4 protein-coding genes are annotated in these 4,793 nt (G+C 73.4%); 3 read left to right on the top strand and 1 reads right to left on the bottom strand.

What is annotated here, in order from left to right:
- Positions 1–1,224 (top strand): hypothetical protein (locus AC5LSR_RS18250; RefSeq protein ID WP_493468724.1); only part of this gene is annotated, 1,224 nt, incomplete at its 5' end.
- Between the two features lie 343 nt (positions 1,225–1,567).
- Here AC5LSR_RS18250 and AC5LSR_RS18245 read toward each other — a convergent pair.
- Positions 1,568–2,218, bottom strand: coding sequence for a MarR family winged helix-turn-helix transcriptional regulator (locus tag AC5LSR_RS18245; protein WP_250292209.1), 651 nt, complete (start codon positions 2,216–2,218; stop codon positions 1,568–1,570).
- Between the two features lie 760 nt (positions 2,219–2,978).
- Here AC5LSR_RS18245 and AC5LSR_RS18240 point away from each other — a divergent pair.
- The gene (locus AC5LSR_RS18240) at positions 2,979–3,638 is read left to right on the top strand and encodes a GNAT family N-acetyltransferase (RefSeq protein ID WP_250285778.1); all 660 of its coding nucleotides are present in this window, start codon (positions 2,979–2,981) and stop codon (positions 3,636–3,638) included.
- Positions 3,639–3,780: 142 nt separating this feature from the next.
- Positions 3,781–4,710, top strand: coding sequence for a DUF4231 domain-containing protein (locus AC5LSR_RS18235; protein ID WP_250285779.1), 930 nt, complete (start codon positions 3,781–3,783; stop codon positions 4,708–4,710).
- Positions 4,711–4,793 lie beyond the last annotated feature (83 nt).

Genomic DNA, 4,793 nt, shown 5'->3' with positions numbered 1-4,793 from the left:
ACCGCGACCTTCGTCGCGCCGGGCGGGTCCGCCGTGGCCGTGGGGCCGTCGGCCTGGCTGACCGCGAACAGCGTGGCGACCGGGGACCAGGACACCCCGGCCGTGGCCGCGAACCGCCTCGGCGACGTGGCCGTCGTCTGGGAGGACGACCGGGACTCCACCAGCCCCGACGACGACACACACAGCGAGATCTACCTGCGCCTGTTCCGTAACGGCGTGTCGAGCTACGAGATCAGACTGTCCGCGGGCGGCACGTCCGGTGTGAACTGGAAGCACGTCAGCCCGGACGTGGGGCTGGACGACCGCGGCAACGCGGTCGTGGTGTGGGCCGACGACCCCGACGGCAACGGCGTCTACAACATTCCCTACCGGGTCGTCTCCCCGGCCGGCACGGTCATCGGCTCCGGCTACGCCAACGGCAGCTCGGCCGGCCAGCAGCTGGCCCCGAAGGTGTCCGTCGACCCTGACGGCGCACCGGGCAGCACCACCGCGGTGGCCTTCACCGTGGTGTGGGAGGACATCCAGGGCACGGCCGCGGCGACGGTGAAGGCCGCCGGATTCACCGGTACGACCACGAAGGCGTACGAGGTGACGGTGAACGCCACCGGCGGATCGCACCACAGCCCGGACGTCGCGGTCTCCGCATCCGGGGAAGCGACCGTGGTGTGGGACGAGGACACCGACGCCAACGGCTTCTTCAACATCGGGCTGACCCGGCTGGCGAAGGCGAACGGGGCGGTGGTCCTCTCCCGGCGCTCGGCCAACACCCTCGGCGGTGGGCAGCAGCGGCACGCCGCCGTCGCCGCGAACACCAACGGTGACTTCGTCGTCGCGTGGGAGTCCGACCACACCGGCACGCCCGGGATCTGGGCCCGGTCGTTCGCCGCGGACGGGACCGGCCGGCACGCCGAGGTGCAGGTGTCGACCGGGACGGGCGCGGGCTCTCCCGCCACCGGCATCGACGACCAGAACAACGCCGTGGTCGGCTGGTCGGTGGGCGGCGCCGACCCGGCGGTCTGGGCCGGTGGCCTCAACCCGGACGGCACCACCGCCGGCCGGCTGCCGGCACAGTCACTCAGCCAGGCGACCACCGGCCGCCAGGAGCAGATGGCGGTGGCCGTGTCGCCGTGGGGCCAGCTGGCCCTCGCGTACACCGACGACAACGACGGCAACTCGTTCGACCAGGTGATCCTCGGCCTCGGCGCCAGCAACTCCGACTGGTAGCGAGCGGCGCGGGCCGGGTCCCGGGCCACGGACCGGCCGGGTACGGGCACACGCCGTACCCGGCCGGCGGTCCCACGGGCGGATCAGGCGGGCGGATCAGACGAGCGGATCAGGCGCGAGGGCTGCCGCTCGTCGGCCCGTGCGAGAGTGGACGGGTGTGGGTGGGAGTGCTCGGCGCACTCGAGGTGCGAGAGGACGACGATCACGAGATCGACATCCCGGCGGAGCTTCGAGGGGGCGGAAGCGGCGTCCCGGACGGGCCGTGGCGGCGTGCGGCGGCTCCAGGGGAAGATCCCCGGATGGGCAGCGCCCGGAGGGGCCCTGGCGACATGTGTCGAGCTGGTCAGCGGCCGCCCGTCGCGGCGCGGCGGGCGAATTCCTCGTGGGTGACGTGCTCGGGGCAGTCGACCCTGATGTCGGACGGCCCGAGGCGGTGGTCGAAGAAGGTACATCGATGGACGGCGGGTCTCGCCCGGCGGACCGCGGGCTCGAAGTGGTGACAGGTGGTACATGCCCGGGTCACGCTGATCAGATGCTCGGAGTGCATGCGTTCCAGCACGTCCAGCAGGGCCGCGAGCAGCTGCTCGCCGTCCGGGCGGTCGATCCGTGACGTGGCGGCCTCGACGGGGGCGGTCCAGCGCGACACCGCGCGCGCGGTCCGCCGGCCGTCGGCGGTCAGGTGGAGCCGGTAGTGGCGCCGGTCGTCAGGGTCCCGCTCGCGTTCGACGAGGCCCTTGCGGCGCAGGGCCTGCAGGGCGTCGCTGACGGTCGGGTCGGTGACGTCGAGCTCACGAGCCAACGCGCTGGTCCGGGCCGGTGGGGGCGGCCCGGCGTGGAGGCGGACGAGGACCCGCAGCTGGGTGGGGGAGAGGTCGTGCGCCTCGGCCGCGCGACGGGCCAGCACCTGAAGAGCCCCTCCGATCCGGTCGAGGGCGGCGACGATCTTCGCGTCGAGTCCTGGGTGGCGCTCCTCGGGGGTACCCGGCGGCCTCACGCGCACGGCCCGTGTAACCGGGGCGGCGTGGCCCGGTCGGCGCCGACGGCGGGGAGCCTCACGCGTCCCGTCACCGTGCGGGCCCCGCCTGTCGTCGGCACAGCCGTCTCCCGTCATCGTGATCTGTGGCTACCGGCGCGTCGCGGGCCGCCCCCGGCGCCGGGTCACGGCGGGGACGCCGCTGCCCACCAGTGGACCTTGGCAAGCGAATTGTACACCCAGTAATTAGGAGTCCTTTACATGATGGAAAGAGCGCAGGGGCCGCCCGCCCTGCCGGCGGGAGCGGGCGGAGCGCGTCCGAGGTATGGGCCAGATTGGTTACTTTCTGTCAGTACGGGTGTGGCGGCGGGCCACAAGGTACGCCAGCCGCGGCGATCGCGGTGATCGCGGTGATCGCGGCGTTGCCGGGGAGAGCCGGTGGCAGGCTCGCTGATAGCGGGCGCGCGGCCACCGTGCCGGCGGCCCGGACGCCTCAGCCGGAACCGCGGGGGATGCTGCCCGGCGCCTCCCGCACGCGGCCGCCGGACAGCCCGCCGGGGGCGCCTCGACCCGGGCAGGGTCACGCCCGGTAGCGTGCGGATGGTGATGGTTGCGCGGTTCCCGGGCCTGGCGCGGGTGGCGTCACGCCTCGTCGCATTCGTACATGTCACATTCGTACATGTCACATTTATGTATGTCGTATTCGTATGTGTCACATCCGCGCGTGTGAAACCCATACGTCCGGGATGTAGTATTTTCACACGTCAGGGTGGTTGTTGAGGTGGGTCTGGCATTCCACGTACGCCGTATCGCGCCTGGTGATGCCGAGCGGTTGCGCGGTGTCCGCCTGGCGGCGCTGGCCGACGCGCCCGGATCCTTCTGGCAGACCCTGGCGGCCGAGAGCGCCCGGCCCGGCGCGGACTGGCAGGCCCGCGCGTCACGGAACGCGATGGGCGACGCGCACGCCACGTTCCTGCTGGAATCGGATCACGACGCGACGGGCGACGGGTCGTCCAACGCCGCGACGGGCGGCGCTCCCGTGGCCGGCGGCGCTCCCGTGGGCGGTGGCGTCGTGATGGGCATGGTGGACGTCTATCGGCCGTCGCTGGCGCCGGAGTTCCGGGAACTGGCCGCGATGTGGGTCGCGCCGGCCATACGCGGCACGGGCGCGGCCGGCGCCCTCCTCGACGCCGCCGTGGACTGGGCGCGGACGGTGGGCGCTATCGGCGTCCGGCTGTGGGTCGTGCCCACCAACACGGCCGCGGTCCGCCTCTACGCCCGTCACGGCTTCGAGCCGGCCGGCGACCCGGAACCCGACACGGACGATGGCGGCGGCGGCAAAAGCTACCTGCCGATGCTGCGCACCCTGGACGAACGGGCGGCGGCATCACCCACGTTCGTGACCCGCGCACTGGCCCCGTGGACCGACGAGTCGACCTGAACGGCTCGGCCAGCGTCGTCGGCCCGGTCGGCCCCGCCGGCATCCGGGGAGCGGGCCCGGCGCGGACAGCGGCTGACCCAGCGGGTCACCGTGTTCCGGGCCGCCCGTTGCTCCCGGACGCATACCGCGCACAATCACCGACATGAGCACAACGGGGGCTGACAGTGTGATCGCGGCCCAGCAGCGGTGGTCCGTGGCCGCGACGAAGGCGAAACAGCGCATCCGCCGGGGCCGGCGGGCCGCCCTCGGGCTGGGCGTGGCCGGCACGGTCCTGGTGACCGCCGCCGCGCAGGCCGACGGGAGCGTGGGCCGGGTACTGGCCGGGCTGGCCGCCGCCGCCCTGGCCAGCGTGCCGATCGTGGCCGGTTTCTTCGCCGGCCCCGAGCGCACCCGGACCTGGACACAGTTACGTTCGGTCTCCGAACGCATAAGGGCCGAGATCTCCGTCTATCTGGCCGGCGTCAGCCCCTACGACGGCTCGCCGGCCGAACGGGCCCGCCAGCTCCTGGACAACGGCGAGAAGATCCAACAGGATGCTGGCATTGACCCGCCCGCGGCGCTGGTCAGCGGCCCGCCGTCCCAGCGGCTGCCGGAGGCCGGCAGCCTCGACGCCTACGTGACCTACCGGGTCGACGACCAGATCGGCTACTACGAGTCGCAGGCCGCCGCCGCCGAGCGGCACATCATCCAGTTCCAGTGGGCCGGGCTGGCCACGAGCCTCGCCGCGGCGGTGCTCGGCGCGCTGGAGGCGGCCACGGGCGGGGCCGCGCTCACCGCCTGGGCGCCGGTGATCACCATGGTGGGGGCGTCGGTGGGCTCGTACGCGGCCGCTTCGCGCTACGAAGACGACGCCCGCGCCTACAAGCAGACCGCCCGCCGGCTGCGCTTCCTGCGTGACCGGTGGCGGCTGCCCCTCCCGGCCGGCACCTCCGCCGCCGAACGAGCCCGGCTGGACACCGTGTTCGTCACTGGCTGCGAGGAAGCGATCGCCATCGAGAACCAGACCTGGACAGCCCGCTGGAACGCCGACGGCTCCGTGACACCCGCCAGCCCGGCCGAACAGCCCGCCTGACCGTCCCGGAGCCCACCGGTTACCTGGCGCTGCCTGCTGCCCGCCCGTTGCCTGGGGCTGCCGCGCTGGCGGCGTGGCCGCGG

This window comes from Protofrankia sp. CiP1_Cm_nod4 (assembly GCF_982290645.1).
The sequence above is the reverse complement of the archived record's forward strand: the minus strand, read 5'-3'. Positions and strand labels throughout refer to the sequence as shown.

Bases quoted from the DNA above. Each gene is read 5' to 3' on its own strand.
- AC5LSR_RS18235 (WP_250285779.1), top strand. From the start codon at position 3,781: ATGAGCACAACGGGGGCTGACAGTGTGATCGCGGCCCAGCAGCGGTGG.